20 protein-coding genes are annotated in these 21,975 nt (G+C 73.8%); 9 read left to right on the top strand and 11 right to left on the bottom strand.

The window, feature by feature from the left end:
* Positions 1 to 4: 4 nt before the first annotated feature.
* From BLS70_RS20630 to BLS70_RS01930, 4 genes are all read right to left on the bottom strand, one after another.
* Positions 5 to 1,054 carry a hypothetical protein gene (locus BLS70_RS20630; RefSeq protein WP_091763810.1) on the bottom strand — a complete coding sequence of 350 codons (1,050 nt, stop codon included), beginning with the start codon at positions 1,052 to 1,054 and terminating at the stop codon, positions 5 to 7.
* Between the two features lie 506 nt (positions 1,055 to 1,560).
* The gene (locus tag BLS70_RS01940; RefSeq protein WP_255362168.1) at positions 1,561 to 2,670 is read right to left on the bottom strand and encodes a prenyltransferase/squalene oxidase repeat-containing protein; all 1,110 of its coding nucleotides are present in this window, start codon (positions 2,668 to 2,670) and stop codon (positions 1,561 to 1,563) included.
* Positions 2,657 to 3,433, bottom strand: a complete 777-nt coding sequence (locus tag BLS70_RS01935) for a class I SAM-dependent methyltransferase (protein ID WP_091763808.1) — start codon at positions 3,431 to 3,433, stop codon at positions 2,657 to 2,659. Before BLS70_RS01935 ends, BLS70_RS01940 begins: the two co-directional genes overlap by 14 nt.
* Entirely contained in the window at positions 3,427 to 4,680 is a 1,254-nt protein-coding gene (locus tag BLS70_RS01930; protein ID WP_091763807.1) for a glycosyltransferase family 4 protein, read from the bottom strand. Before BLS70_RS01930 ends, BLS70_RS01935 begins: the two co-directional genes overlap by 7 nt.
* 95 nt (positions 4,681 to 4,775) lie before the next feature.
* On the opposite strand from BLS70_RS01930, the gene BLS70_RS01925 reads away from it, so the two are divergent.
* From BLS70_RS01925 to BLS70_RS01915, 3 genes are all read left to right on the top strand, one after another.
* Positions 4,776 to 5,069, top strand: coding sequence for a Dabb family protein (locus BLS70_RS01925; protein ID WP_091764148.1), 294 nt, complete (start codon positions 4,776 to 4,778; stop codon positions 5,067 to 5,069).
* A 35-nt stretch (positions 5,070 to 5,104) separates the two neighbouring features.
* On the top strand, positions 5,105 to 5,872 hold the full coding sequence (locus tag BLS70_RS01920) for a hypothetical protein (RefSeq protein WP_091763806.1): 768 nt from the start codon (positions 5,105 to 5,107) through the stop codon (positions 5,870 to 5,872).
* Positions 5,873 to 5,966: 94 nt separating this feature from the next.
* Positions 5,967 to 7,091, top strand: a complete 1,125-nt coding sequence (locus BLS70_RS01915) for a DUF4192 domain-containing protein (protein WP_091763805.1) — start codon at positions 5,967 to 5,969, stop codon at positions 7,089 to 7,091.
* Positions 7,092 to 7,114: 23 nt separating this feature from the next.
* On the opposite strand, the gene BLS70_RS01910 is transcribed toward BLS70_RS01915, so the two are convergent.
* Both BLS70_RS01910 and BLS70_RS01905 read right to left on the bottom strand, forming a co-directional pair.
* Entirely contained in the window at positions 7,115 to 9,205 is a 2,091-nt protein-coding gene (locus BLS70_RS01910) for a S9 family peptidase (protein WP_091763804.1), read from the bottom strand.
* Positions 9,206 to 9,289: 84 nt separating this feature from the next.
* Positions 9,290 to 10,015, bottom strand: a complete 726-nt coding sequence (locus tag BLS70_RS01905) for an iron-dependent transcriptional repressor DtxR (protein WP_091763803.1) — start codon at positions 10,013 to 10,015, stop codon at positions 9,290 to 9,292.
* 154 nt (positions 10,016 to 10,169) lie between these two features.
* Here BLS70_RS01905 and BLS70_RS01900 point away from each other — a divergent pair, with 154 nt between their 5' ends.
* The 3 genes from BLS70_RS01900 to BLS70_RS01890 all read left to right on the top strand — a co-directional run bounded on the left by BLS70_RS01900 (position 10,170) and on the right by BLS70_RS01890 (position 14,829).
* Positions 10,170 to 11,351: an acetoin utilization protein AcuC gene (locus tag BLS70_RS01900; protein ID WP_091763802.1), complete on the top strand. Its 1,182-nt coding sequence runs from the start codon at positions 10,170 to 10,172 to the stop codon at positions 11,349 to 11,351.
* Between the two features lie 90 nt (positions 11,352 to 11,441).
* Positions 11,442 to 14,108, top strand: a complete 2,667-nt coding sequence (locus BLS70_RS01895) for a bifunctional acetate--CoA ligase family protein/GNAT family N-acetyltransferase (protein ID WP_255362167.1) — start codon at positions 11,442 to 11,444, stop codon at positions 14,106 to 14,108.
* Between the two features lie 31 nt (positions 14,109 to 14,139).
* Positions 14,140 to 14,829, top strand: coding sequence for a maleylpyruvate isomerase family mycothiol-dependent enzyme (locus BLS70_RS01890; protein WP_091763800.1), 690 nt, complete (start codon positions 14,140 to 14,142; stop codon positions 14,827 to 14,829).
* Positions 14,830 to 14,887: 58 nt separating this feature from the next.
* Here the strand turns inward: BLS70_RS01890 and sigB are convergent, their stop codons facing one another.
* The 4 genes from sigB to BLS70_RS01870 all read right to left on the bottom strand — a co-directional run bounded on the left by sigB (position 14,888) and on the right by BLS70_RS01870 (position 19,366).
* Complete coding sequence (sigB, locus tag BLS70_RS01885; protein ID WP_176946235.1) at positions 14,888 to 15,880, bottom strand: RNA polymerase sigma factor SigB; 993 nt, start codon at positions 15,878 to 15,880, stop codon at positions 14,888 to 14,890.
* 245 nt (positions 15,881 to 16,125) lie between these two features.
* Positions 16,126 to 16,557, bottom strand: a complete 432-nt coding sequence (gene dtd, locus BLS70_RS01880; protein ID WP_091764142.1) for a D-aminoacyl-tRNA deacylase — start codon at positions 16,555 to 16,557, stop codon at positions 16,126 to 16,128.
* Positions 16,558 to 16,682: 125 nt separating this feature from the next.
* On the bottom strand, positions 16,683 to 18,896 hold the full coding sequence (gene katG, locus BLS70_RS01875) for a catalase/peroxidase HPI (RefSeq protein WP_218122234.1): 2,214 nt from the start codon (positions 18,894 to 18,896) through the stop codon (positions 16,683 to 16,685).
* 47 nt (positions 18,897 to 18,943) lie between these two features.
* Complete coding sequence (locus BLS70_RS01870) at positions 18,944 to 19,366, bottom strand: Fur family transcriptional regulator (RefSeq protein ID WP_091763798.1); 423 nt, start codon at positions 19,364 to 19,366, stop codon at positions 18,944 to 18,946.
* Positions 19,367 to 19,522: 156 nt separating this feature from the next.
* On the opposite strand from BLS70_RS01870, the gene BLS70_RS20625 reads away from it, so the two are divergent.
* From BLS70_RS20625 to BLS70_RS01860, 3 genes are all read left to right on the top strand, one after another.
* Positions 19,523 to 19,678 carry a hypothetical protein gene (locus BLS70_RS20625; protein WP_176946234.1) on the top strand — a complete coding sequence of 52 codons (156 nt, stop codon included), beginning with the start codon at positions 19,523 to 19,525 and terminating at the stop codon, positions 19,676 to 19,678.
* A 327-nt stretch (positions 19,679 to 20,005) separates the two neighbouring features.
* On the top strand, positions 20,006 to 20,437 hold the full coding sequence (locus BLS70_RS01865; protein ID WP_091763797.1) for a hypothetical protein: 432 nt from the start codon (positions 20,006 to 20,008) through the stop codon (positions 20,435 to 20,437).
* Positions 20,438 to 20,476: 39 nt separating this feature from the next.
* Positions 20,477 to 21,067: an HhH-GPD-type base excision DNA repair protein gene (locus BLS70_RS01860; protein ID WP_091763796.1), complete on the top strand. Its 591-nt coding sequence runs from the start codon at positions 20,477 to 20,479 to the stop codon at positions 21,065 to 21,067.
* 4 nt (positions 21,068 to 21,071) lie between these two features.
* On the opposite strand, the gene BLS70_RS01855 is transcribed toward BLS70_RS01860, so the two are convergent.
* Positions 21,072 to 21,962 (bottom strand): universal stress protein, encoded by an 891-nt coding sequence (locus BLS70_RS01855; RefSeq protein ID WP_091763795.1) that lies wholly within the window; start codon positions 21,960 to 21,962, stop codon positions 21,072 to 21,074.
* Positions 21,963 to 21,975: the final 13 nt, after the last annotated feature.

Below are 21,975 nucleotides of genomic sequence, written 5' to 3'. Positions count from 1 at the left end.
GTCCTCAGCTGCCGGCGGACGCGCGCCGGTAGAGCGCGACGCCACCGGTGAGAGCACCGACCGAGGCCAGGCCGAGGCCCGCCATGAGCTGCCAGGTGCTGGTCAGTCCCTGGCCCGCGTCCGCGGCACCCGGGATCCGCCCGGTCGCGGACGTCGGGGTGCCGGCACCGCCGGCGGTCCGGTCCGTCACCTTCTCCGGCGCGTTCGGCGTGGTCGGGGTCGCTCCCTCGCTCACGGGGGCGACCGGCGTGCCACCGGTGCTGGGCGTGCCACCGGTGCTGGGCGTGCCACCGGTGCTGGGCGTGCCACCGGTACCGGGGGTACTGGTACCGGGGCTACCGGGGGTACCGGGATTACCCGACTCCACGGGCGCCTGGCAGCCGGCGGCGAGCACGGCCTGACCCTGTGCGTCCCAGTTGAGCGAGTAGGTCTGCCCCTGGAACTGGAACGGCGGGATGATGTCGCCCTGGCCGAGGTCGGCGTGCTGGCTGTAGTGGCCGTTGTAGGCGCCTGCGGCGGCCAGGGTGATCTGCACGTACGGGTTGGTGGCCGAACCGGTGGCGTGGCAGAGCGTCACCTTCGAGTTGTCGCGCGGCGGCTCGGGGTGGCTCGGGTTGCTCGGGTCGGCCGGTTCGGCGGGATCGGCCGGCTGGGCCGGGGTCCCCGGGTTTCCGGGGTTGTGCGGGTCGGCGGGCTTGCCCGGCTTCGGCGGCGTCTGGCAGCCGTTCGCGGCGATCGCCTGGCCCTGTGCGTCCCAGTTCAGGGAGTAGGTCTGCCCCTGGAACTGGAACGGCGGGATGATGTCGCCCTGGCCGAGGTCGGCGTGCTGGCTGTAGTGGCCGTTGTAGGCGCCCGCGGCGGCCACGGTGATCTGGACGTACGGGTTGGTGGCCGAGCCGGTGGCGTGGCAGAGGGTCACCTTCTCGGCGCCGTTCCCGCCGTTCCCGCCGTTCCCGCTGTTCCCCGGGGGTGTGGCCGCTGCCGGCAGGGCCGAGAGGACGACGATGGCCGACGATGCGGTCAGCACGGAGAGCCGGCCGGCCCTGGTGGCCATGAGTCGTGCACGAGTCGGTGCGGCGGAGCGCGCCATGATTACCCCCTGTGTGCGGACCGTGCCGGCCGGAGTGGCTGGAACGGTCGATGCGCCCCGAGTTCGGGGCCTGACGTCCGTGACAGTCAGTAGGGGGAGTTTGGTGACTCTCCGCAGTTCCAACCTGCGGAAATACGCTGAAAGGGTGAACGGCAGCAACGGCGCAGAGTAAGCACGCTACGGAACGTGAATCTCTGAGGGCCTGGCAGCAGGCGGGGTCACAGCCACCACGCGCGGGTGTCTAGGGGCGGACGGCGTTCGCACCCTTGCTCTCCGTGACGGAAAGGATGTCGTGGGCCTGCCGGTCCGGGACGAGGGTCGGAGCGCGATGGGCAGCAGCGGTCCTCCCACGGGCCCGCAACGGCAGGCGCGGCAGACCGAGATGTCCGGCATCCCGGAGGGCACCACGATGGGGCGGGCGGAGGCCCTCGCCGATCAGGCCTCGCTGTGCACGAACGGTCCGCGATGCGTCAGCGGCTGAACGGTGCTGCCCGGTCCGGTGATGCCGTCGTCGCGTCGTCCAGAGGCGCGGTCCCCGGAGACGGGATCGCGAGGGGGTCGGCGAACAGGTCGCATGCCGCCGTCGCCCCGGAGAGGGCATCCGCGGCCAGCAGGACGGCGGCGGCGGTCCAGGTGGTGCGCTCGATCGGCCACCGGGCGTCGTCGGCGAAGACGAAGCCGGTCCAGTACGACCCGTCGTCGTCCCGCAGGTGCTGCATGGCCGCGACCTGCTCCAGCGCCGCCTCCCGCTGTCCGGCGACGACGAGGGCCAGGGCCAGCTCGCAGGTCTCCGCCCCGGTCACCCACGGCCGGTCGGAGACGCAGCGCGCACCCAGGCCGGGGACGACGAAGGTGTCCCACCCGGCGGCCAGCCGGTCGCCCGCCTGCTCACCGGTCATCGCACCGGCGAGGATCGGGTAATACCAGTCCATCGAGTACCGGGACCGGTCGGCGAAGGCGTGCGGGCGGCTGCGCAGCGCCGTCCCGAGGTCGCTGACGGCCAGCTCCCAGTCCGGCTGCGGTTCGCCGACCAGTCCGGCCAGCGCGATCCCGCAGCGCAGCGACTGGAAGAGACTCGCGTTGCCGGTGAGCAGCGCGAGCGCGTCGGGCGTGCCGTCCTTGCGGAGGGCCCAGCCGATCGCGCCGCCGTCCAGCTGCATGGCCACCACCAGGTCCAGGCCGCGGCGGACCACCGGCCACAGCTCGCCGACGAACCGCTCGTCGGCGGTGATGAGCCAGTGGTGCCACAGCCCGACGGCGAGGTAGCCGGCCTGGTTGCTCTCCACGTCCGCGGACACCTCGGCCCCGTCGCGGTACTCCGCGGCCCAGGAGCCGTCGGCGCGCTGCCGGCCGGCCAGCCAGCGGTAGGCGGCGCGGGACCGGTCGTGCTCGCCGCCGAGGTCCAGGGCCATGGCCGCCTCGACGGAGTCCCAGGGGTCGAGCTGGCCGCCGCGGAACCAGGGGAGGGCGCCGTCGGTGTCCTGCTGGGCGGCGATCCAGGAGACGGTGGACCGCACCTGGTCGCCGGTCAGCACTCCCGGGAGCTCGGGGAGCAGCCGGCCGCTGTCAGCCGGCGGCAAGGGCCCGCTCCGCCCCGACGGACGCGGAGCCGGCCGCCGTCGCGGGCTTGTCGGCGTAGACCACGAAGCTCTTGCCGAACACCGGGTCCATGAGCTTCTCGGCGGTCCGCGTGAGCCACGGCCGGTGCATGAGGTCCCACACCAGCAGCCGGTGGTAGGCGCGGACGGCCGCGTTGTCCTTCTCGACGCCGACGGCGCACTTGAGCCACCAGAAGGGGGCGTGCAGCGAGTGGGCGTGGTGGGTGCGGCCGGGCACCAGGCCGACCGAGGCGAGCCGGTCGCGCAGGACGCCGCCGCGGTAGATGCGGATGTGCCCGCCCTCGTTGGCGTGGTACTCGTCGGACAGCGCCCAGCAGATGCGCTCCGGGCCGTAGCGGGGGACGGTGATGACCATCCGCCCGCCCGGCTTGAGCACGCGGAAGATCTCCGCCATCGCCGTCACGTCGTCCGGGATGTGCTCGAGCACCTCCGAGGCCATGACCCGGTCGACGCTGGCGTCGGGGAAGGGCAGGTGCAGCAGGTCGCCGCGGACCACCTCGAAGCGGGCCGGCGTGCCGTCGGGCCGCAGGCCCGCCTCGCCGGCCTCGCCGATCGCGCCCAGCCACCGCTTGGTGGTCCCGACCTCCGAGACGCCCCAGTCGACGGCCACCACGTCGGCTCCGCGCCGGTAGGCCTCGAAGGCGTGCCGCCCCTCGCCGCACCCCAGGTCGAGGACGCGCATCCCCGGCCGCAGGTCCAGCAGCTCGTAGTCGACGGTCAGCAAGGACGTCCCTTCCGTTCCAGGGTCTGCGCGTACCAGGCGGCGGTGCGCTCGGCGGTCGCCCGCCAGGTGTAGGTGTCCAGGACGCGGCGCCGGCCCGCGCGGCCCAGCTGCTCGCCGAGCGAGGGCGAGTCGAGCACCAGCTTCAGCGCGGCGGTGAGCTCGCCGACGTCGCCGGCCTTGACGCGCAGCCCCGCCTTGGTGCCCACGACCTCCGGCAGCGCGCCGGCGTCGGTCGTGACCAGCGGCGCGCCGCAGGCCATGGCCTCGATCGCGGGCAGCGAGAACCCCTCGTACAGCGACGGGATGGCGACCACCGTGGCCCGCTGCATCAGGTCGATCAGTTCGGACTCGGGCACCGGCCCGGTGAAGCGGACGGCGTCCTGGAGACCCAGCCGGTCCCGCGTGGTCTCCGCGGGGCCGCCCGGTCGCGCGCTGCCGACGACGGTGAGGGTGACCGGCCGCTCGGTGCGCAGCTTGGCCACCGCCTCGAGCAGGTGCACCAGGCCCTTGAGCGGGACGTCGGCGCTGGTGACGACCAGGATCGAGTCGCTGTCCCGGCGCTGGCCGTCCGGCGGCGGGGTGAAGGTGGCGGGGTCGATGCCGACGGGGATGACGTCGATGGCCGCGGGCGGCACGCCCATGTGGGTGCCGATGTCGCGCCGCGAGCTCTCCGAGACGGTGGTGACGGCGTCGAGCCTGCGCACCACCTTGGCCTGCATGCGCGTGAAGGCGTACCAGCGGCGCAGCGTCAGCTTGCGATACAGCGACGGGGCGGCGGCGAGGTCCAGCGCCCGGTCGATCGCCACGGGGTGGTGGACGGTGGCGACGGTGGGCAGCCCGGCCCGCGTGAGCCGGAGCAACCCGTACCCCAGCGACTGGTTGTCGTGGACGATGTCGAACTCGTCCGCGCGGGGGACCAGGTGCCGGGCGGCGCGCAGGGTGAAGGTCAGCGGTTCGGGGAAGCCCGCGGCGCACATGGTCGTCCACTCGGCGACGTCGATCCAGTCGCGGAACTCCGAGGGACGGGGCATCCGGAAGGGGTCGGGCTCGCGGTAGAGGTCGAGGCTCGGCAGCTTGGTGAGCGGGACGCCGGCGTCCAGCTCGGGGTAGGGCTGACCGCTGAGGACCTCGACGCGGTGGCCCAGCTCGGCCAGTTCGCGGGACAGCGCGCGGACGTAGACGCCCTGGCCGCCGCCGTGCGGCTTGCTTCGGTAGGACAGCAGTGCGATGCGCAGCGACCGTCCCATGCTCGCGACTCTAACGAGGCCACCCCGTGCCCCCGGCCACCAGCCGGGCCGGGACCCCCGTCCGGGTGGCGGTTCCACCTGGGATGGTGGAGCACATGATCCGTCACGTCGTCACGTTCACGTGGGAGCCGACGGCCGGTGAGGAGCGGGTGGCCGCCGCGATCGCGGCCCTCAGGGATCTCCGCCGGGAGGTCGGCGGCATGAGTTTCCTGATCGTCGCCGAGGACGCCGGGCTGTCCGACGGCAACGCCTCGGCGGTGCTGATCGCCGACTTCGCGGACGCCGAGGCGTTCTACCGCTACGCCCAGGACCCGGTGCACCTGTCCGTCGTCGCGGAGTTCGTCCGACCGATCCTCGCCGCCCGGGCCGCCGTCCAGTACCACGTCTGACCTCGCCGTCCGGCTCCCACCGCTACCGTCGGGCCATGTCGACGACGACGTCCCGCCCGTTCCGCCTGCGGAGCCTGCTCGCTGCCGGTCTGCTCTCCACCGCCGTGCTCACCGGGTGCGGTGGGGACGACGCGGACGACGAGCCGCGGGCCGAGTCCGACGCGAAGGCGTCCGAGGCGGCCGAGAAGGAGGAGCCCGAGGCCGATCTGGCCTCCGGTCTGCTGGGCGCCGACGCCTTCGGGCCCACGGCGGTGGTGACGGCGCTGTCGCCGGAGCAGCTGGAGGAGGGAGCCGCGCTGACGGGCGACCTCGACGACGTGCAGGTGACGCCGCCGGAGTGCGACGCCGCGGTGCAGGGGACGCAGCCCGACCTGGACGACTTCGACGACGTCGCGGCGGTCAGCGCGGTGGAGGAGACGACGGCGGTCGTGGAGATGCTCATCCGCGGCGGGCCCGTGGAGGGCGCGGTCGACCAGCTCGCCGAGGCCGCCCAGCGCTGCCCGCAGGCGCAGATCAGCTCTCCGGAGACCGGGGACGTCACGGTGACGTTCGAGGAGCTGCCCGTGCCCGACCTCGGGGACGGCGCCGCCGCGCTGCGTTTCACGACCGTCGTCTCCTTGCCCGACGGGACGCAGGCTTCGGTGCCGGCACTGCTGGGCGCGGTCGAGGACGGCGACCGACTGCTGGTGCTCACGTCCCTGGCGGTGGACCCGACGGGCGCGGCCGCCGTCCCGCTGGACGCCGCGGAGTTCACGGTGCTCCTGGAGCAGGCCTTCGAGACGCAGGCCGCCGCACTCGACTGAAGACGGACCGGGTCGACGGTCCACAGGCGGCGGTCCCGTCCACAGATGACCGCGGGCGCTCCTGCCCGGCCCGGCCGGCGGGCACGGTCGGGCCATGGATTTCCGCGACCCGGCACCGTTCCCCTTCCGCGCACCGCCGGGCGTCCCGCTCGACGACGCCGTCCGCGTCGGTGACCCCGGCGACCTCGCCGCCGGCCTGCCGCAGCTGCTGGGCTACCGGCCGAGCGAGTCGGTCGTGCTCGTCGCCCTGGGCGGTGGGACGGGTCGCCGTGTGGGTCTGACCGTGCGGGCCGACCTCCCGCCGCCCGGGTACGCCCGGGAGCTGGCCGCGGTCCTGGCCCGCAGCCTGGCCACCGACGGTCCCCGGGCGGCGCTGGCGTTCGTGGTGTCCGAGGCGCCCGACGAACCGGAGCTCCTGCGCCCGGACGCAGCGGGCCCGGCTGGCGGGTGCGGCACCGACCTGCCCCACCGCTCGCTGGTGCACGACCTCGTGCTGGCGCTCGACGCGGTCGGGCTGCCGCTGGAGCAGGCGCTCCTGGTGCGCGCCGAGCGCTGGTGGGACTTCGACTGCCCCGGCGCGTGCTGCGCCCCGGACGGCGGCACGCCGCTGCCCACGGGCGTGGGGGCGCTCGAGGCGGCGGCCGTCGCCTCCGGCACCGTGGTGGCGGCCGACCGCGGCGCCCTGCACGAGCGGCTGGCGCCGCCGGGGGAGGCTGCCCGCGCGGCGATGGAGGCCGTCGTCCTCCGGGTGGGACTCGAGGGGCCCGTCGGCCGGTCGGCGGCCCGCCGGCGGATCCGGTCGGCGGTCGGGCGCTGCCGGCCGGGCCGGGACGGGGAACGTCCGGTGGACGAGGAGGTCGCCCGGATCGCGTGGAGCCTCCGGCAGCCGGATGTGCGGGACTGGGCGCTGATGCTGTCCCTCGGCGAGGACGCCGCGGCCGCCGAGGCGCTGTGGACCGAGTGCACCCGGCGTGCGCCTTCCCCGCTGGACGCCTTCCCGGCGGCGCTGGTCGCGGTCTGCTCGTGGCTCCGCGGCGACGGCGCGATGGCGAACATCGCCCTGGACCGGGCGCTGGACAGCGAGCCCGGCAACCCGCTCGCGGGGCTGCTGGAGGACGCGTTGTCCGCCTGCGTCGCGCCGTGGCAGCTCCGCGCTCTGCTGGCCGAGGCCGGTCGCTCCGCCGGTGTCACCGGGCTGCCCGGTGCGCCCGCACGCTGACGCACCGGGCAGCCGCGGGCGGGTCAGAGCAGCGCGGGCCGCTGCCAGGGTTCGTCGAGGACGTGCTCGGCGAGGAAGGCCAGCACGGTCTCGTACCAGACCGTCGAGTTCCCGGGCGTGAGCACCCAGTGGTTCTCGTCCGGGAAGTAGAGGAACTTCGAGGGCACGCCCCGCTTCTGCAGGTCGTACCAGAGGTGCAGTGCCTCGCCGACGGGGACGCGGTAGTCCCGGTCGCCGTGGATGACCAGCATCGGCGTGCGGATGGCGTCGGCGTAGCGGTGCGGCGAGTTCTGCTCGTAGCGGCGCGGCTCGGCCAGCGGGTCGCCCCACTCCTTCTCCCAGTAGTACGCCGCGTCGGTGGTGCTGGTGAACGCGTCGATGTGCCACAGACCGGCGTGGCTGACGATCGCCCGGAAGCGGTCGGTCTGCGTGGCCGTCCAGTTGGCCATGTAGCCGCCGAAGGAGCCACCCATCGCCGCCGTCCGGGTCGCGTCGATGTCCGGGCGCTGCTCGGCGGCGTCCACCGCGGCCATCAGGTCGGTGTAGGGCGCCTCGCCCCACTCGCCCCAGCCACGGCGCACGAACTCCTGCCCGAACCCCTGCGACAGCGCCGGGTTGGGCAGCAGCACCGCGTAGCCCCGGGCGGCCAGCACCCACGGGCACCAGCGCCAGGACCACGAGTTCCAACTCATGAGCGGGCCGCCGTGGATCCACAGCACCAGCGGCGCGGGCGAGTCGGCCGAGGCGCCCTCGGGGAGGACGAGCCAGGACTGCACCCGGGTGCCGTCGGCGGCGGTGGCGTCGACCTCGTGCAGGGTCCCGGGAAGCGCGTCGATCGTGCCGGGGCTCGGCAACGGGGCAGGCTCCTGACCGGTCGCCTGCGGGTCGAGCCGGACGGGTACCGACGGCGAGTCGTACGCCGAGCGGAGCGCGTACAGCGCTCTCCCGTCCGGGGCGACCTGCAGGTGGCTGTAGGCGCCGTCCCCGGTCAGTCGCACCGGTGCGCCGCCGTCCACGGGCACCCGGAAGACGGCGTGCCGGCCGTCGTCGTCGGCGAGGAAGTACACGCCCGTGCCGTCCGCGCCGAACTGCGGTGCGCTCGGCCACCGGTCGAAGTCCGGCGTCAGGTCGCGGGCCGTGCCCGCGGCGACGTCGACGACCAGCAGCGTGTAGTCCGGCGGCTCGGCGTACGTGGACAGGGCCTCCCGGACGCACACCAGCGACGAGCCGTCCGGGGAGAAGGCCGCCCCGTAGACGTCGGCCAGGGGGTCGTCGACCAGCACCCGGGTGCCGCTGCCGTCGGTCGCGGTGACGACCAGCCGGTTGCGGTGCCCGGCCGGCCCGTCGGGGACCTCCTCCGAGCGTGCCAGCAGGCGGCCGTCGGGGGAGAGGGTGAACTCCTCGCCCGCGCCGTGCGGCGGGATCGCGTCCGGGGTCAGGTCGCGCAGCGCCACCGGCCCCACGGCGTCGTCGTCCGGCAGCGGACCGGCCCAGAACAGGTGCGGCGCGGCGGGGCCGAGGTCGTGGTCCCAGTACCGCACCGGGTAGGCCTCGTGCAGCACGGCCGTGACCCCGGCGTCCGCGCGCGCCTTGCGGCGTTCCTCGTCGGCCTCGGCCTCCGCACCCCCGGGCATCGTCGCGGCCGCGACGACGACGTCGCCGGTGTCGGCCGCGACCGACACGGCGGAGATGCCGCCGGGGCGGCTGAGCACCGGCCGCGCCTCGCCGCCACCGGGGGGCAGGCTCCACAGTGCCGGCTTCGGCTCGCCGGCCTCGGCAGCCGTCGGGTCGGGGCGGGCGGAGGTGAACAGGAGCGAGCCGTCGGGCGCCCACACCGGCGAGGACTCACCCGGCACGCTGCGGGTGAGCCGCCGGGCCGGGCGGGCGCCGGCGGGGTCGACCTCCCACAGCGCCGACTGCCACTTCTTCTTCGCGGGGTCCAGCGTGGCGACCGAGATCGCCAGCCGCGAGCCGTCCACGGACAGCGCCAGCGCGCCGATGCGGGGCAGCGCCGCGAAGTCGGCCAGCCGGGCGAACGGGCCGGACCCGGCGGCGCTCGCCGGGTCGGACGCGGGGTCCGACGCCGGGGCGTCGGGGGAGTCGGACGGGCTCACCGGGACCTGCTCTCAGGAGGGGTCGACGTCGGCCCCACCGTAGTGAGCGGCGCCCGTCCCAGGGCCGAGGGCCGGACCGCGCCCTCAGAGCAGGGGTGCCGCCTCCAGCGGGGTGAGCTCCTCGTCGACGGCGCTGACGAACATGTGCCGCGCCACCTCGAGGGGCAGCACGTAGCCGTTCAGGCTGACCGAGCCCTCGACCAGCCGGGCCTCCATCGTGACGCCCGGGCGCACCCCCTGGTCGGCCAGCGCCCGCAGCAGCTCGGGGTTCTCCTGAAGCTGCTCGCTGATCCGCCGGATCACCACCGGGCGCCCCTCGGCGGTGGCCGTCGTCGACAGCACGGTCAGCGCGTCGAGCACCGCGGAGGTCTCGCCACCGAGCGGCTCGTCGCCGCGCAGCGCCTCCAGGCCCGGGATCGGGTTGCCGAAGGGCGAGACGCTCGGGTTGCCCAGCAGGGCGAGCAGCCGGCGCTCCACCGCCTCGCTCATGACGTGCTCCCAGCGGCACGCCTCCTCGTGCACGTCGGCGTAGTCCAGGCCGATGACGTCGACGAGCAGGCACTCCGCCAGCCGGTGCTTGCGCATGACCGCGGTGGCCAGCTGGCGGCCCTCGTCGGACAGCTGCAGGTGCCGGTCACCCTCCACGGTGAGCAGGCCGTCGCGCTCCATGCGGGCCACCGTCTGGCTCACGGTGGGCCCGCTCTGGTGGAGACGCTCCGCGATCCGGGCCCGGAGGGGGGTGATCCCCTCCTCCTCGAGCTCGAAGATGGTGCGGAGGTACATCTCGGTGGTGTCGATCAGGTCGTTCACGCAGTACTCCTCCGGGTCGACGCCCAGTCTAGTGGCGCGACGCCACCCCACCGGGTCGCGCGACGCCGCAGGCGGGGGACGCGTGCCCCGCTCTCCGCCGGTAGCGTCGCCCCCGTCGGCCTCCGGAGCCGGCGCGGGGCACGAGGAGGTCCGGTTGAGCGACTCGGTCGCCGTCGTCTGGGACGAGAGCCTGCTCGGCTACACCATGGGCGGGGAGCACCCGCTGCACCCGGTGCGGCTCGACCTGACCATGCGCCTGGCCGACGGCCTGGGCGTGCTGAGCAGCGACCGGGTGCGGGTGCTGCGGCCCACGCCGGCCGGCGCGGACCTGCTCGAGCTGGTCCACGACCCGGTCTACCTCGAGGCGGTCCGCCGGGCACCGTCGGACCCGACGGTCGGGCACGGCCTGGGGACGTCGGACAACCCGATCTTCCCGGACATGTACGACGCGGCCGCGCTGATCACCGGCGGCAGCGTCCTCGCCGCGCAGCAGGTGCACAGCGGGGCGGCGCAGCACGCGGTGAACATCTCCGGCGGGCTGCACCACGCGATGCGGGACGCCGCCTCGGGCTTCTGCGTCTTCAACGACGCGGCCGTGGCGATCGCCTGGCTGCTCGGGCAGGGGTACGAGCGGATCGCCTACGTCGATCTCGACGTGCACCACGGCGACGGCGTCCAGGCCGCCTTCTACGAGGACCCCCGGGTGCTGACGGTGAGCATCCACCAGACCCCGCTGACCCTGTGGCCGGGCACCGGCTTCCCCGAGGAGACCGGGGACGCCGAGAAGGCCTCGGGCAGCGCGGTCAACCTGGCGCTGCCGAACGGCACGGAGGACTCCGCCTGGCTGCGGGCGTTCAGCGCCGTCGTGCCCAGCGTGCTGCGCGCGTTCGACCCGCAGATCATCGTCACCCAGTGCGGGTGCGACGCCCACCACGAGGACCCGCTGGCCGACCTCGGCCTCACCATCGACGGCCAGCGCGCCAGCTACCGGGCGATGCACGAGCTGGCGCACGAGATCTGCGACGGCCGCTGGATCGCCCTCGGCGGCGGGGGGTACGGCCTGGTGCGCGCGGTGCCCCGCGCCTGGACCCACCTGCTCGCCGAGGCCGCCGGCTCGCCCCTGGACCCGAGCACGGAGATCCCGCAGTCCTGGCGCGACGACGTCGTCGCCCGGGGCCTGCGCGCCCGGCCGCCCACCCACATGACCGAGGGCGGCTACACCGGCTTCGCCCGCTGGGACGCCTTCACCGAGTCCCGGGTGGACCGCTCGATCATGCGTACCCGCCGGGCCAGCTTCCCGCTGTTCGGCCTGGACCCGGACGACCCCCGTGATTAAGGACCTCCCAGCCCCCCACCACTCGCAGGCTCGCGGCGGGCCCCTACTGGGAGGCCGGAAGTGAACCCGACCCCCGCCGAGGAGGAAGCGGTGCCCACTCCGCCGAAGCACTGGGAGGCCGACATCGTCGCCGCCGACGGCGGCACGGTGCACCTGCGCCCGATCTGCCCGCAGGACGCCGACGGGCTGACCGGCCTGATGGACCGCAGCAGCGACCAGACCCGCTACTACCGCTTCTTCGGCCCGATGAAGCGGCTGTCGGCCAAGGAGCTCCACCGCTTCACCCACGTCGACCACGACGCGCGCGTCGCCTTCGTCGTGCTGCTCGGCGACCAGGTGATCGGGGTGGGCCGCTACGACCGCTACCCGGGCACCGACGACGCCGAGGTGGCCTTCCTCATCGAGGACGCCCACCAGCGGCGGGGTCTGGGCTCGGTCCTGCTCGAGCACCTCGCCGCGGCCGCCCGCGAGCGCGGCATCAAGCGCTTCGTCGCCGAGGTGCTCGCCCAGAACAGCACGATGGTGCGGGTCTTCCAGGACGCCGGCTACAAGTCCCAGCGCTCCTACGAGGACGGCGTCGTCCACCTCACCTTCCCGATCGAGCCGACCGAGGACGCCCTCGCCGTCGCCTACGAGCGCGAGCAGCGCAGCGAGTCGCGGTCGATCGCCCGGCTGCTCACGCCCTCCTCGGTCGCCGTGGTCGGTGCCAGCAACGACCCGGACAAGATCGGCAACGCCCTGCTCCGGCACCTGCTCGACTACGGCTTCGCCGGGCCGGTCTACCCGGTCAACCCCTCCGCCCGGCACGTGCGCGGGGTGCCGGCCTACGCCGACATCGAGTCGATCCCCGACGACGTCGACCTCGCCCTGGTGGCGGTACCGGCCGACGAGGTGGCCGGGGTGGTCGAGGCCTGCCGGCGCAAGCGGGTGCGCGGCCTGGTCGTGGTCTCCGGCGGGTTCGGGGAGTCCGGTCCCGAGGGGCGGGAGGCCGAGCGCCGGCTGGTCGCCTCCGCGCGCGCGTCCGGCATGCGCGTCGTCGGCCCGAACTGCCTGGGTGTCGTCAACACCGATCCCGCGGTGCGGCTCAACGCCTCGCTCGCGCCGATGGTCCCGGGGCGCGGCCGGGTCGGCTTCTTCGCCCAGTCCGGCGCCCTCGGCGTCGCGCTGCTCGAGCGGGCGCGCAGCCGCGGCATCGGGCTGTCCACCTTCGTCTCGGCCGGCAACCGTGCCGACGTCAGCGGCAACGACCTGCTCCAGTACTGGGCGACCGACCCGGGCACCGAGGTCGTGCTGCTGCACCTGGAGAGCTTCGGCAACCCGCGCAAGTTCGCCCGTCTGGCGCGCACCGTCGGCCGGACGAAGCCGGTCGTCGCGGTGAAGAGCGGCCGGCACGTCGGCGTGGCGCCCGGGCTGGCCGGCACGTCGGTCGCGGTCCCCGAGCAGTCGGTCGCCGCGCTGTTCGCCTCCGCCGGCGTCATCCGCGTCGAGACGGTGGCCCAGATGTTCGACGTCGGCACCCTGCTGGCCCACCAGCCGCTGCCCGCCGGCGACCGCGTGGCGATCGTCGGCAACTCCACGGCCATCGGGGTGCTGGTCGCCGACGCCGTGCTCGAGGAGGGGATGTCGCTGGCGCACGACAAGCCGGTCGACATCGGGGTCAACGGCACGCCCGAGCAGTTCCGCGACGCCCTGCAGGCCGCCGTCGACGACGACGGCGTCGACGCGGTCATCGCGGTGTTCCTGCCGCCGCTCATGTCGGGCTCGCACGAGTTCGGTCCCGCGCTGCGCGACGTCGCCGTCGGCTCGGCCAAGCCGGTGCTGGCCAGCTTCCTGTCCACCGAGGGCGTGCCGCCGGACCTCGCCGTCCTCGACGAGCACGGCATGCCGGCCCGCGGGTCGGTGCCCTCGTACAGCACCCCGGAGCGCGCCGTCATCTCGCTGGCCAAGGTGGCCGAGTACGCCCGCTGGCGCCGCCGTCCGGTCGGCGACGTGCCCGAGCTGCCCGAGGTGGACGAGGAGGCGGCGCGGGCCGTCGTCCGCGGGGCGCTGGCGTCGGCCCCGGCCGGCCGGGAGCTGGACGACGACGAGCTGATCGCGCTGCTGGGCGCCTACGGCGTGCCGTTGCTGCGCACGCGGACCGTGACCGACCCCGAGGCGGCGGTGGCCGCTGCCGAGGAGGTCGGCTACCCGGTCGTGCTGAAGTCGACGGCGCCGTGGCTGCGGCACCGCTCGGACCTGGGCGGCGTGCGGCTGGACCTGGTCGACGCGGACGCGGTGCGCACCGCCTACGCCGCGATCCCGTCCGGCGACCCGGTGATCGTGCAGGAGATGGCCGCACCCGGCGTCGCCACGGTCGTCGAGATCGTCGACGACCCGTCCTTCGGCGCACTGGTGAGCTTCGGCGTCGGGGGAGTGGCCACCGAGCTGCTCGGCGATCGGGCGTTCCGCACCCTGCCGCTGAGCGACCTCGACGCCGCCGAGCTCGTGCGCGGGCCGCGCGCCTGGCCGCTGCTGAACGGGTGGCGCGGCTCGGAGCCCGTGGACACCGCGGCGCTGGAGGACCTGCTGCTCCGGGTCGCCCGGCTGGCCGACGACCTCCCGGAGGTGCTGCGGCTGACCCTGGAGCCGGTGATCGTCGGCCCGGCCAACCCGTGGCACGGCGGCCGGTCACTGGTGGTCGCCGGCGGTACCGCGCGGGTGGGGCCGCCCACCGCCCGCGTCGACCCCGGCCCCCGCCGCATGCGCTCGCCCATCTGATCGGCTCGCCCGGCGAGCCGGAGGAGGAAGCGTGACCCCCGAGACACCCGACTGGCTGGACCTGCTGCGCGCCCACACCGAGGGATTCGCTGTCGCCATCAGCGATGCCGACCACGATGCGCTCGTCCCTGCCTGTCCGGGCTGGTCGGTGCGCGATCTCGTGGTGCACCTGGGTGAGGTCCACCAATGGGCGGCGCACTGTGTCGTCGAGGGCAACCCCGCCTTCCGGCCACGACCCGTCGAACGGGATCGTCGGGAGCTGACCGCTTGGTACCGCCACCACGCCTCACGGCTCGTCGACGTACTGACGGCGACACGGGCGGACGCACCCGCGTGGACCCTCGACGACCGGGATGCATCCGCGCTCTTCTGGAGGCGACGGCAGGTGCACGAGACCGTGCTGCACACCTGGGACGCCCACGACGCGCTCGGGCAGGTGCCGCAGGTGGATCCGTGGCTGGCATGGGACGGAGTGCTCGAAGTCCGGGACGTCATCTACCCGCGGCAGGTACGGCTGGGTCGCGTCGAACCGCTGCCACGAGGCATTCGGCTGGTGGCCACGGATGTGGCCGGCGACATCACCATCGGCGAGCGGGAGCCGGTGGCTGTCCGGGGCAGAGCCGAGGTGCTCCTGCGCTTGCTGTGGCATCGCGCGGACCCGGACGCCGCACTGGTGGATCGACAGGCGAGCAGGCTGCTATCGGGTGCCCTCACCCCTTGAGTCCCGAGACGACGAGAGCCCGCCCCCTCGCGGGGACGGGCTCTCGTTGGTCGTTTCTCTACGCGAGGTAGTCGCGCAGGGCGTCGGCGCGCTGCGGGTCACGCAGCTTGGCCATCGTCTCGCGCTCGATCTGGCGCACGCGCTCGCGGGACAGGCCGAACTGCTTGCCGATCTGCTCCAGCGTGCGCGGCTGACCGCCGTCGAGACCGAAGCGCAGGATGACCACGTCGCGCTCGCGGTCCTCCAGCGTCTCCAGCACGTTGCGGACGTCGCCCTTCATCATCTGGAAGGCGACCGCATCCTCGGCGACCGCGGCGTCGGCGTCCTCGATGAAGTCACCGAGCCGGGACTCCTCGTCGGCGCCCACGGTCTGGTCCAGGCTGACCAGGTCGCGGCTGTGCTCGAGCAGCTCGACCACCCGCGCCTCGGTCATGTCCAGCTCGAGGCCGATCTCCTCCGGGGTGGGGTCGCGCTCCAGCTCCTGGTGCATGCGGCGCCGGGTGCGGACCACCTTGTTCACCTGCTCGGCCAGGTGGACGGGCAGCCGGATCGTGCGCCCGGAGTCGGCCATGGCGCGGGTGATCGCCTGGCGGATCCACCAGGTGGCGTACGTGGAGAACTTGAAGCCCTTGGTGTAGTCGAACTTCTCCACCGCGCGGATCAGCCCGACGTTCCCCTCCTGGATGAGGTCGAGGAAGGTCATGCCGTGGCCGGTGTAGCGCTTGGCCACCGAGACGACGAGCCGGAGGTTGGCCTCCAGCAGGTGCGCCTTGGCTGCCTTGCCGTCGTTGGCCAGGATCTTGTAGTCCCGCTTCTTGGCGGGGGAGAGGTCCGGCTTCTCGGCCAGCAGACGGTCGGCGTAGAGGCCGGCCTCGATCCGCTTGGCCAGCTCGACCTCCTGCTCGGCGGTGAGCAGCGCGGTCTTGCCGATGGTGTTGAGGTACACGCGCACGAGGTCGGTGGACACCAGGCCGGTGGTGTCGGGCTCCCGGCGCGGCGTCCGCGAGCGCACCTCGAGGGTGTCGTTGAGGGAAGACTGCAGCAGCGTCACGATGCTTCTTCGTCCTTGCCTTCGATTCGGATGCATCCGCCGGTCGTCGCTGGCGCGGCGGTGATGCCATCCGGGGCGTCGATGGGGGTCCCGGGTCGTCCGGACCGTCCCCGTTGCTCTTCTGTCCGATGTGGTACGCCCTGCACAACGGTCCGGACCGGGGCGCGTGTTCCACGGATCCCCGGTTCACAGCCAACCGACAGGGAGTGTTGTCGCTCACGCGTCCTACCCCCGGGGATCGGGGCTCAGACCTCCAGCAGCAAGGTCATCGGGCCGTCGTTGACCGAGGACACCTGCATCCGCGCACCGAACACTCCCGTGGCCACCGTGCACCCGCGGCGGCGCAGCTCCGCCACCAGCTCGTCGACCAGGGGTTCGGCGACCTCGCCGGGTGCGGCCTCCGACCAGGAGGGGCGCCGACCCTTGCGGGTGTCGGCGTAGAGCGTGAACTGGCTGACGACCAGCACGGGGAGCCCGAGGTCGGCGGCGGAGACCGTGCCGTCGTCGCCCGGGAAGATGCGCAGCTCGTGGATCTTCCGCGCCAGCAGGCGGGCGGCGTCGGCGTCGTCCGCCCGGCCGACTCCGACCAGTGACAGCAACCCTCGCCCGATCTCGCCGACCACGGCGCCCTCGACCGCTACAGCGGCTGAATCGACCCTGGTCACGACTGCGCGCACGGACACATCCTCGTGGTGGGCCTGATCCGGGTCGCGGGCGCCCGGGCTGGCTCGGCCCGGGCGCGCCTGGTCACGCGGATGCCCCGGTCCGCACGGGGCGAACCGGGGCGTCCGGGTGACCGTGGCTACCGCAGGTCGAAGCGGTCCAGCTCCATGACCTTGACCCACGCGTCGGCGAAGTCACGCACGAACTTCTCCTGGGCGTCGTCCGCCGAGTAGACCTCGACGATGCCGCGCAGGATCGAGTTCGAGTTGAACACCAGGTCCGCGGCGGTGGCCGTCCGCACCACGTTGCCCTGCGCGTCCAGGCCCTCGTAGACGCCCTCCGTGGCGGCCGAGGTGCGCCAGGAGATGCCGAGGTCCAGGAGGTTGCGGAAGAAGTCCTGCGACAGCACGCCCGGGCGGTCGGTGAAGACGCCGTGCGGCGCCCCGCCGGTGTTCGCGCCCAGGACCCGGAGGCCGCCGACGAGGAGGGTCATCTCCTTGGCGGTGAGCTCGAGCATGTAGGCCTTGTCGACCAGGAGCGTCTCCGGCTCGAGCTTGCTGCCCGGCGCGATCCAGTTGCGGAAGCCGTCGGCCCGCGTCTCGAGCCAGCGGAAGTTGTCGACGTCGGTCTGCTCCTGCGAGGCATCGGTCCGGCCCGGGTGGAAGGGCACGGTCACCTGGACGCCGGCGTCCGCCGCGGCCTTCTCCACCGCCGCGGTGCCGCCGAGCACGATGAGGTCGGCGAGCGAGATCTTCTTGCCGGTCTGCTCGAACTCCGCCTTCACCCGCTCGAGCACCGGCAGCACATCCCGGACGCCCTCGTTGGCCGCCCAGTTGATCTGCGGCTCCAGGCGGATCCGGGCGCCGTTGGCGCCACCGCGCTTGTCCGTGCCGCGGTAGGAGGCCGCCGCCGACCAGGCCGTGTGCACCAGCTGCGGCACCGTGAGCCCGGAGGACAGCAGGCGCTGCTTGAGGTCCGCGATCTCCGCGTCGCCGACGAGCTCGTGGTCGACGGCGGGCACCGGGTCCTGCCAGATGAGCTCCTCGGCCGGGACGTCGGGGCCCAGGTAGCGGCTCTTCGGGCCCATGTCGCGGTGCAGCAGCTTGAACCAGGCGCGGGCGTACTGGTCGGCGAAGTACTCGGGGTCGTCGCGGAAGCGCTCAGACATCGCGCGGAACCCCGGGTCCATGATCAGGGCGAGGTCGGTGGTCGCCATCATCGGCGGGTTCTTCTTGCCCTCGATGTGCGCGTCGGGGACGAGCTCCTGGGCCTCGGGGTTCTTCGGCTGCCACTGCTTCGCGCCGGCGGGGCTCTCGGTCAGCTCCCACTCGAAGCCGAACAGGGTGTCCCAGTAGGAGTTGTCCCACTGCGTCGGCGTCGGCGTCCAGGCGCCCTCCAGGCCGCTGGTGATCGTGTCGGCGCCCTTGCCGGTGCCGTGCTGGCTGATCCAGCCCAGGCCGTTGCCGTGCACCGGGCAGCCCTCCGGCTCCGGGCCGACCAGCTCGGGGTTGCCCGCGCCATGGGTCTTGCCGAAGGTGTGGCCGCCCGCGATGAGGGCGACGGTCTCCTCGTCGGTCATGCCCATGCGGCTGAAGGTCACGCGGATGTCGTGGCCGGAGGCGACCGGGTCCGGCTGTCCCTTCGGGCCCTCGGGGTTGACGTAGATCAGGCCCATGGTGACGGCGGCGAGGTGGCCCTCCTCCAGGTCGAGGGGGGCCTGGTCGGCGTAGCGCTCGTCACCGAGCCAGGTGTCCTCGGGACCCCAGAAGACCTCCTGGGGCTGCCACGAGTCCTCGCGGCCGAAGGCGAAGCCGAACGTCTTCAGGCCCATGTCGTCGTGCGCGACGTTGCCGGCGAGCACCAGCAGGTCGGCCCAGGACAGCGTGCGGCCGTACTTCTGCTTGATCGGCAGCAGCAGGCGGCGGGCCTTGTCCAGGTTGGCGTTGTCCGGCCAGCTGTTCAGCGGGGCGAAGCGCTGACCGCCCTCCCCGCCGCCACCGCGGCCGTCGGCGATCCGGTAGGTGCCGGCCGCGTGCCAGGACATGCGGATGAACAGCGGGCCGTAGTGCCCCCAGTCGGCGGGCCACCAGTCCTGCGACGTGCGCATGACCTCGGCGACGTCGCGCTTGAGCTGGTCGACGTCGAGCTTGGCGAACTCCGTCCGGTAGTCCGAGTCGCCGAGGGGGTCGGAGTCCTTCGAGGGCTTGTTGAGCACCGAGAGGTCGACCTGGTTCGGCCACCAGTCCCGGTTGCTCCGCGGCCGGCCGCTGGTCACCTGCTTCGGCGACGGGATCGCCGGGTTCTCGCTCTCGCTGGTGCTGTCGGTCTCGACCTTGTTGGTCTCGTCCTTCACGGTGGGCCTCTCTGGTCTCGGGCGGGGGAGGGGGAGTTCTCGGGAGGTCAGGCGGCCGTGCACGCAGGGCAGCGGCCCCAGAAGACGACCTCGGCCTCGTCGACGTCGAACCCGGCGTCGTCGGACGGCGTGAGGCAGGGGGCCGCCCCGACGGCGCAGTCCACGTCGACGATGACGCCGCAGTCGCGGCACACCAGGTGGTGGTGGTTGTCGCCCACGCGGGCCTCGTACCGGGCGACCGACCCCTGCGGCTGGATGCGGCGGACGAGGCCGGTGTCGGTGAGCACCCGGAGGACGTCGTAGACGGCCTGGTGGGAGATGGCGTCCAGGCGGGTGCGCGCGGCCCCGATGAGCGCCTCGGTGTCGAGGTGCGGATGGGCGTGCACCGCGTCCAGCACCGCGAGGCGCGGGCGGGTGACGCGCAGGCCGACGCCGCGCAGATCGCGCTCGAGCTCCACGGGGTCGGGCACGCACGCATCCTGTCGCGCTTCCCTTGAGGGAGTCAAGAAAGTTGCTGCGCATCCTGCGGGGGTGCCGAGGGCCAGCCGTCGGGTGCCGTGGACGCCCGGCGCGCATGACGGTCGGATGACCCCGGTTGAGGACTCACCCACCACGGAGGTACGCACATGCTCGGCTTCATCGTCCTGCTGCTCGTCATCTGGCTGGCGCTCGCCGTCGTCGGCGCGGTCGTCGAGGGGTTGTTCTGGCTCCTCGTCGTCGGCGCGGTCCTGTTCGTCGCCACCGCGGCCTACGGATGGGTCAAGCGCAACACCAGGGTGTGAGGCCCGGGGCGTGCGGTGGTCCGCCGGCACGGCATGACCTGCGGTCCGCGGCGGGCCCGACCGCCCCGGCCGCGGAGCCAGGGTCGGCCGGCGCCCGGTGCGGCAGACTGCGTGCCGTGCCAGCACTCCGCATCGCCCAGGAGGCCGCCGCCGACGAGCTGCTCGGCCGCGACCCGCTCGCCCTGCTCGTCGGGATGCTGCTCGACCAGCACAGTGCCTAACCCCTAACCGCGGGGAGTGCACAGACCTCGGAGTTTCTCGACGGAGTCTCGGTCAAGTCCCGATGGGACCCTTGCGGGCGTATGGGCGCGCCGCCATCCTCCGCGCATGCAACTGACGAAGGTCCCGGCGGGTTTCCTCCTGGCTGTTGCCGCCGCCGGGACGCTCTCCGCGTGCTCCTCCGTGCCCCCGGCGGCCGATGAATCGGCTCTGCCACCTGATGCAGGCTCACCGGCGGCCGCCTACGAGCGGACGGGGGACTGGGGTACCGGTGAGCAGGCGCGGCTGGCCGGGACACTCCGCCTGATCGACGGATGCCTCGTCGTCGAAGGTGTCGACGGCGCGCAGGTCGTACCGGTGTTCCCCACGGACTTCACGTGGCGCGAGGGCGACTCCTCCCTGGAGGGATTCGGTCACGCTGTCACCGTTGACGGAGATGTCGTGCTCACGGGAGGGGTCACCGTGCGCGCTGGTGATGTCGCCCGCCTCCCGAAGGGGTGCGAAGGAGCCCAGGCGTACTTCATGGTCCACGCCATATGAGGTGAGGTCGCCGCGAGTACATGCGGCACGATCACCGGTGTGCCGACCCTCCGCATAGCCCAGGACGACGCCGCCGACGAACTGCTCGGAAGAGACCCGCTCGCGCTGCTGATCGGGATGCTGCTCGACCAGCAGTTCCCCATGGAGCGCGCCTTCGCCGCGCCGCGCCTGCTGGCCGACCGCCTCGGCGTGGACGCCCTGGACGCCGCGCACCTGGCCGGGGCCGACCCCGACGAGCTGACCCGCGTCTTCCAGGGGCCGCCGGCGCTGCACCGCTACCCCGGCTCGATGGCCGGTCGCACGCAGGAGCTGTGCCGGCTGCTGGTCGAGCGGTACGACGGGCGCGCGGAGAATCTGTGGGGCGACGCCCCGGACGGGCGGACGCTGTTGCGCCGGCTGAAGGAGCTCCCGGGCTTCGGTGTGCAGAAGGCGTCGATCTTCCTCGCGCTGCTCGGCAAGCAGTACGGCGTCACCCCGCCGGGCTGGCGCGAGGCGGCCGGCGCGTACGGCGAGGAGGGCGCGCACCGCTCGGTCGCCGACATCACCGGGCCGGAGTCCCTGGCCGAGGTCCGCCGGTTCAAGCAGGAGCAGAAGGCCGCCGCGAAGCAGGAGCGGGCCGCGCAGGCCTGACCGGTCAGGGCAGGATCGGGACCACCGCGATGGGGGCGGCCGCCCGGTGCAGGACGCCGTGGGTGGTCGACCCCAGGCGGGCGAGCCGGCTGCGGTGCCGGTGGCCGACGACGAGCAGCTCGGCCCCGGCCGAGGCGCCGAGCAACGCGGTCGCGGGGCCGTCGCGCAGCACCTCCTCCTCGATCCGGACGTCGGGTGCGTCGCGACGCCAGGGTGCGACCGCCTCGGCCAGCAGCTCCCGCTCCTGTGCCTCCACGACGCTCCAGTCGATGAGGGGCCCGAACCCGCCGACGGCGCTCTCCAGCGGGACGTCGCGCCAGGCGTGCACGGCCCGGAGGACGACGGAACGGGCGGCGGCCTCGGCGACCGCGAAGGCCAGGACCTGCTCGTCGCCGGGGCGTCCCTCCACGCCGACCACCACCGACGGCGCTGCGCCGTCCACCACGGTCTCGTCGGGCAGTGCGATGACGGGGCAGAGCGCGTGCTGGACCAGCGCGCCGGCCGTGGAGCCCAGGATCAGGCCCGGTAGCCCGCCCGTGCCCCGGCGCCCGGTGACCAGGACGACGGCGTCGGCGGAGAGCGCCAGCAGCCCGTCGACGGGATGGTCCTCGACCACCGACGCCGTGACGTCGGCGGAACCGGTCGCCTCTCGGACGTGGTCGGCGGCGGCCTGCACCAGGCGGGCGGCGCTCTGCCCGTACCGCTCCCGCACCTCGCGGTCGGCCATCGGGCGCGCCTCCTCGCCGCTCCCGTACGGGGTCACGTGCACCAGCAGCAGGCCCACCCCCCGGCGCCGGGCGCACTCCGCGCCGTGGACGGCGGCCTGCATCGAGGACGCCGAGCCGTCGACGCCGACGACCACCCGCCCATCGGCGTCCACCTGCGGACCGGACATCGGTTCCTCCCGT

It is taken from the genome of Blastococcus aurantiacus, from assembly GCF_900102425.1.
Lineage (GTDB): Bacteria > Actinomycetota > Actinomycetes > Mycobacteriales > Geodermatophilaceae > Blastococcus > Blastococcus aurantiacus.
The sequence above is the reverse complement of the archived record's forward strand: the minus strand, read 5'-3'. Positions and strand labels throughout refer to the sequence as shown.

What these genes read in the sequence shown, in the direction of transcription:
- BLS70_RS01925 (WP_091764148.1), top strand. Translation starts at nt 4,776, where the DNA reads ATGATCCGTCACGTCGTCACGTTCACGTGGGAGCCGACGGCCGGTGAG.
- BLS70_RS01915 (WP_091763805.1), top strand. Translation starts at nt 5,967, where the DNA reads ATGGATTTCCGCGACCCGGCACCGTTCCCCTTCCGCGCACCGCCGGGC.
- BLS70_RS20625 (WP_176946234.1), top strand. Translation starts at nt 19,523, where the DNA reads ATGCTCGGCTTCATCGTCCTGCTGCTCGTCATCTGGCTGGCGCTCGCC.
- BLS70_RS01920 (WP_091763806.1), top strand. Translation starts at nt 5,105, where the DNA reads ATGTCGACGACGACGTCCCGCCCGTTCCGCCTGCGGAGCCTGCTCGCT.
- BLS70_RS01930 (WP_091763807.1), bottom strand. Translation starts at nt 4,680, where the DNA reads ATGGGACGGTCGCTGCGCATCGCACTGCTGTCCTACCGAAGCAAGCCG.
- BLS70_RS01865 (WP_091763797.1), top strand. Translation starts at nt 20,006, where the DNA reads ATGCAACTGACGAAGGTCCCGGCGGGTTTCCTCCTGGCTGTTGCCGCC.
- BLS70_RS01855 (WP_091763795.1), bottom strand. Translation starts at nt 21,962, where the DNA reads ATGTCCGGTCCGCAGGTGGACGCCGATGGGCGGGTGGTCGTCGGCGTC.
- BLS70_RS20630 (WP_091763810.1), bottom strand. Translation starts at nt 1,054, where the DNA reads ATGGCCACCAGGGCCGGCCGGCTCTCCGTGCTGACCGCATCGTCGGCC.